The sequence below is a fragment of the Arthrobacter sp. OV608 genome (assembly GCA_900110595.1).
Classification (GTDB): domain Bacteria; phylum Actinomycetota; class Actinomycetes; order Actinomycetales; family Micrococcaceae; genus Arthrobacter.
The window spans coordinates 1-4,313 of the sequence record FOEZ01000050.1; the positions used below are offsets into that span (position 1 = coordinate 1).

The 4,313-nt window shown below is 60.3% G+C and carries 4 protein-coding genes and 2 pseudogenes; 3 read left to right on the forward strand and 3 right to left on the reverse strand.

The window, feature by feature from the left end:
* Positions 1 to 136: 136 nt before the first annotated feature.
* Positions 137 to 349: an IS110 family transposase gene (locus BMX78_RS23570; RefSeq protein WP_286139235.1), complete on the reverse strand. Its 213-nt coding sequence runs from the start codon at positions 347 to 349 to the stop codon at positions 137 to 139.
* 340 nt (positions 350 to 689) lie between these two features.
* On the opposite strand from BMX78_RS23570, the pseudogene BMX78_RS22455 reads away from it, so the two are divergent.
* Positions 690 to 1,167: pseudogene (locus BMX78_RS22455) on the forward strand (IS30 family transposase); the annotation flags it as partial.
* A 94-nt stretch (positions 1,168 to 1,261) separates the two neighbouring features.
* Here the strand turns inward: BMX78_RS22455 and BMX78_RS22460 are convergent.
* A complete protein-coding gene (locus BMX78_RS22460) occupies positions 1,262 to 2,407 on the reverse strand; it encodes an acyl-CoA dehydrogenase family protein (protein ID WP_091424807.1) in 1,146 nt (381 codons plus the stop codon).
* 93 nt (positions 2,408 to 2,500) lie between these two features.
* A complete protein-coding gene (locus tag BMX78_RS22465; RefSeq protein ID WP_170850933.1) occupies positions 2,501 to 3,007 on the reverse strand; it encodes a nuclear transport factor 2 family protein in 507 nt (168 codons plus the stop codon).
* Between the two features lie 274 nt (positions 3,008 to 3,281).
* Between BMX78_RS22465 and BMX78_RS23905 the strand changes: the two are divergent.
* Together BMX78_RS23905 and BMX78_RS22950 are read left to right on the forward strand one after the other, a co-directional pair.
* Positions 3,282 to 3,427: pseudogene (locus BMX78_RS23905) on the forward strand (IS110 family transposase); the annotation flags it as partial.
* A 101-nt stretch (positions 3,428 to 3,528) separates the two neighbouring features.
* Positions 3,529 to 3,861, forward strand: coding sequence for a hypothetical protein (locus tag BMX78_RS22950; protein ID WP_139205080.1), 333 nt, complete (start codon positions 3,529 to 3,531; stop codon positions 3,859 to 3,861).
* Positions 3,862 to 4,313: the final 452 nt, after the last annotated feature.

The following is a 4,313-nucleotide window of genomic DNA, read 5'->3' on the forward strand; positions in this document are numbered from 1 at the left end:
AGCCGGGTCAGTCCTACCCGCCGAATGCCCTCAGGGGTCTGGTAGCCGCCCAGGAGGAGCAGGGGCGCCTTCTTTGAGTAGTCAAATGCGCGCTCCAGGGCAGGCAAGTATTCCAGCAAGCTGGAACGAAGCCTGTTCATCGATCGGACACGTCGCAAATCAGATCGGTCCGGCGGCCGGTCAGGAGCCGCAGGTCCACGCTGATCTGATCGGCACCGCGGACGGGCTGCAGATCAGTGCGCATCCGTGCCTGGTCAGCAATGATCCTGGCGTCTTTCCCGTCAGTCTTGCCATCTCTGCGGTAGGTTGCCGCAGCGTGATGGACAACCCGTCCGGGGATAGACCTCACGACCGGCCGAGATCTCCGCGACCGTGGCTATGAGATCGAGCAGTGCATTTTCGTCGTTCTCGACCCGTTTCGAGAACATCACCGCCCCTGTCTAATCGATCATATTCAGTTCCCTTCGATCAGCTCCAATTTCGGTTGGCCCTGCCGATAACTACGTCGGCACGTCCTTACCCAACGATCAATGTCGTAATTCTCAATCAGCGGTCGAGTCATCGGCGGGCAGCGGGCGGCTATTCCCAGTGAGCCGTCCAAGGGGCAGGGAGACTTGTGCCATACCCGCCACCCGAGGGTGATCGAAACACTACGACAGCTCCGAAATCACCCACAACAACACCGTAAGGAGGGGGACCTCATCACCGGGGCCTACAACCAGTCGGCCATTGCAACGCTGGTGGAACGCACAACCCGCTACGTGATGCTGGTGCACCTGCCGGTGGACCACACCGCCGAATCGGTCCGCGACGGGCTGATCGAGACCATGGGGACCTTGCCAGCGCACCTGCGCGGATCCCTGACGTGGAACCACGGGCCGAAATTGCCAAACCCAGGCGTTCAGCATCGCCACCGCCATGGACGTCTACTTCTGCGATCCCGCCAGCCCGTGGCAACGCGGATCCAACGAGAACACCAACGCCAATACTTCCCCAAAGGCACCAACCTGAACGCCTACGGGCCCGAGAACCCTTGAGCACGTCGCTCAAGAACTCAATACACGACCGCGCAAAACGCTCGGCTGGGACACCCCGGCCGAGCGTCTATGGTCAGACCGGTGCCCCAGACCGGGGGTGGGGCACCGACGGATCTGCCGTCCAGGCTGATAATGACAGTTTCGAGGTCGGCGGTCAGGTCGATTTTCCCCGCAGCGAGCAGGTCCGTCGGGCGGGCGCCACAGTCATCCCAGCAACGTGGGGCTCAGGGTGACCCGGGCAGTGCACCTGGCATGTTCAGGAGGTTCGCGATCGTTGAGTAGTGCATGTCTGCGGTACATTCGCCGATCAGGAGGCCGGCTGCGTCACGCAGGTAGATCTCGATGCCCGCTGTGCGCTCGTAGCCGCGTCCCCCGTGAAGTGTCATACAGGTTGTCGCGACGTCGAACGCCATTTCGGTGAGGAAGGGCTTCAGGAGGTGGTCCAGGACGGCATCGCCTTGTCCGGCATCGACGAGCTGTGTCGCGTCGTAGAGCATCGATCGTCCCGCTTCGATGTTCTGTCTCATGCGTACGAGCTTGTGCTGGAGCGCCTGCATTGAGGCAAGTGGCTCGTTGCGGACCGTGCGCTCACGCAAGTAGGCGTCTGTCTTCTCCCAAACTCCTTCGGCGAGGCCGAGTGCCAAGGCTGAGATGGGGTGCGTTGAAACCTTGCTTGTGCCGCTGACGTCGACGAGTTGGCGGTCCTTCACGAGGACATTCATGTCGCGGACATACTCCGCTGGTACCCGTACGTCGGTCAGCTCGACGCGGCCCCAGGGGGCACCGATGCCCATTTTCGGCATCGGGCTCACCTGAACGCCGGCCTGGTCAGCGGGTATCCAGAACAGGTGCATGTCGCCGTCGACCAGTCCGGAGACGCCGATCACGTCGGCAAAGATTGCCTGTCCCGCGAAATGGCGGACACCGTTGAGCACGAACTCATCGCCTTCGCATCGCCCGATATCCGGGTGCTCGGTGTAGTTGGCATACCCGACGGGATCGGTGGATGCGAACGACACCGTTGTCTCGCCGGCTAGTGCGCTCCGGGCCCAGCGGTCTGCCACAGGTGGAGTCTTGACCATGTTCACGGGAATGTTCATCTGCATCATGGCGCTCATGGCGACTGCAGGCGATTCGCGTGCGAGCTCCTCCATGACGATGACAATCGCCATCACGCCCATCTCGTCGCCGCCAAGCGACTTCGGTGCAAACGTGCGCAAGATGCCGGCCTCACCCATGAGCCGGTTCATCTCCTTGAGGAATGAAGGGTCGTCGGTCGCCTCCAACCTTCGCGGCCCGACAACTTCGCGCGCGAAAGTCCGTACTTTATCGCGGAGCGCGAGTTGGGCGTCGGTCAGAATTCTTGACATGTCACTTCATTCCTAATCGTTGCAATGCGAAGTTGGGACTGCGCCCGATGCCGTCCGCTGAGGTGCGGACCGCATAACGACGAACTGTCAGCTCTAGACGGCCTCGACGCGCTGGCGCTCCAACCTGAAGGTCTGGATGTACCAGTTGCCGTCTTCCAATCGAACGTAGGTCTCGTGGTAAGCGCCGACATTGTGCATGTATTTCACTGGCCGCCCGGCCGGGAACCAGTGCTGGCTCTCGAACCGGAACCTGGCCGTAGCGGTGGTGTCCGAGGTCAGCACGATGTAGGGGTCGAAATTATGGTGGACCATCACGTGGTCGGCTGCGACGCCGACGTGCTCGGCGTAGATAGCGTCGCGGCCGACGAGGGGCCACTCGACTCTTGAACCAGATTCCTTGAAATAGTCAAGAATCTCGCTGGAAACAGGCTCCTTGCTGAACGGTTGGAGTGGGGTCGGGAAGTCGCTTTCATCGAACACAGCATCGGGAGCGAATACCGAAGCGAAGTCTTCCCAGTTGCCTCGGTCGGCGCTGTACGCATATTTGCTCTTGACTTGCTTGATCTGCTCAATAGCGAAGAGTTGATCGGTGATGCTCATCGTGAGCTGGGTGGAAGCTGTCATTCTTTCCCCTTCGAAATTGGACAAGCTGCCAGGAGGAGTTGTTATCCCCTCTCGCCTGTGGGCTTCTTTTTATCAGCGGCCTTCAGCTTCGGTCAAGCCAATCATGAAATCGGATGCAAGGGTTGTGGAATCGAATCCACCTCAGGCTGGAGCGGGCTATGGGAACTTTTGGCTCGCCGAAGGGCAAGCGTTAACTCGGGGCCTGGTGGAAATGCAGGCTGCGTTCAGGTCGGTTCAGTCGCCAGAATGGCCTCCGGATGAGGCGCGGCTGCGCGAGCTGTTCACCGGGCTGCAGCAGCACGGGCGGGGGCTCGTGATCGTCGACCAGCCCAACACCATCGGCGCTTTTCCGATAGTGTGGCCGGGGACTGTGGCCGCACTGTTGCCTACCAGCCCGACGGCGCCGCGACGTCATCCTAATCACTGCGGTCCAGGTCCCCTCGACATGACATGAAGCAGCCCGTGACGTCGGCTCCCGTGAAGATATACACGGGGACGTGATGCGTTTCCGACAGCACCGGATCGCCAAGCTGCTGACCTGCGACGATCGCTTCAACGACCGATTGATAAATGCAAACTGGCTGAGAGCCCTGCCGTTGCTGAGGCAATTGTTGCTGACGGGGCCGTCAGCCCACAAACTGCGCCATGGAAGTCCCGAGCGTGAGCAGCAATCACATTTTGCGAACACAGCGTCGCGCTGCGAATCAGGGAAGTGCATCCCGATGATGATTGCCACGGATCGAGAACCGCTTTCAGACAGCGACGACCCGCACCATTCAGCCAGCCATCTGACAAAGCCTGCGACCGGCGTCGGGCCGGGCTGGGTTTGACCACCTTCAGGGGTGGGGCGTGGAGCGCGTCGTGCGTAATAGCGGTGACAACCGGTCAGCTCGACCAGCTCGTCCAATTCGGGATATGCCGGACCGGTCCGCTGCTTGTAGGCGAGGGCCGTCTTCTTCATCGCGGCTTTGCACAGGTATACAGATAAGGGCATAACGGCCAGCCGTGGCACCGAGACCGGCGCCCACCGTAATCGGAGATTTTCCTGGGAGAGTTCTCACCGAGACAACTTCTGCAGCTAAGAAAAGACTTTTTATGAGCCCACGCGGTCGGTATCCTATTCAGGCCTGCCGTGGTATCGTATTCATAAGTTTTGGATGGTGTGGCTGTCTGGGTTGTTTTGGGCACTGCGCATGAGTGTGCTAAGTCGAGGTGGAGTTTTGTCAGCGAAGGCGGAAGAGATGTTGAGCGTGCCATCGGAAGCGGTGGATGTTCGTGTCGA

Coding starts and splice junctions, on each gene's coding strand:
- BMX78_RS22460 (WP_091424807.1), bottom strand. CDS start 2,407: ATGTCAAGAATTCTGACCGACGCCCAACTCGCGCTCCGCGATAAAGTA.
- BMX78_RS22465 (WP_170850933.1), bottom strand. CDS start 3,007: ATGAGCATCACCGATCAACTCTTCGCTATTGAGCAGATCAAGCAAGTC.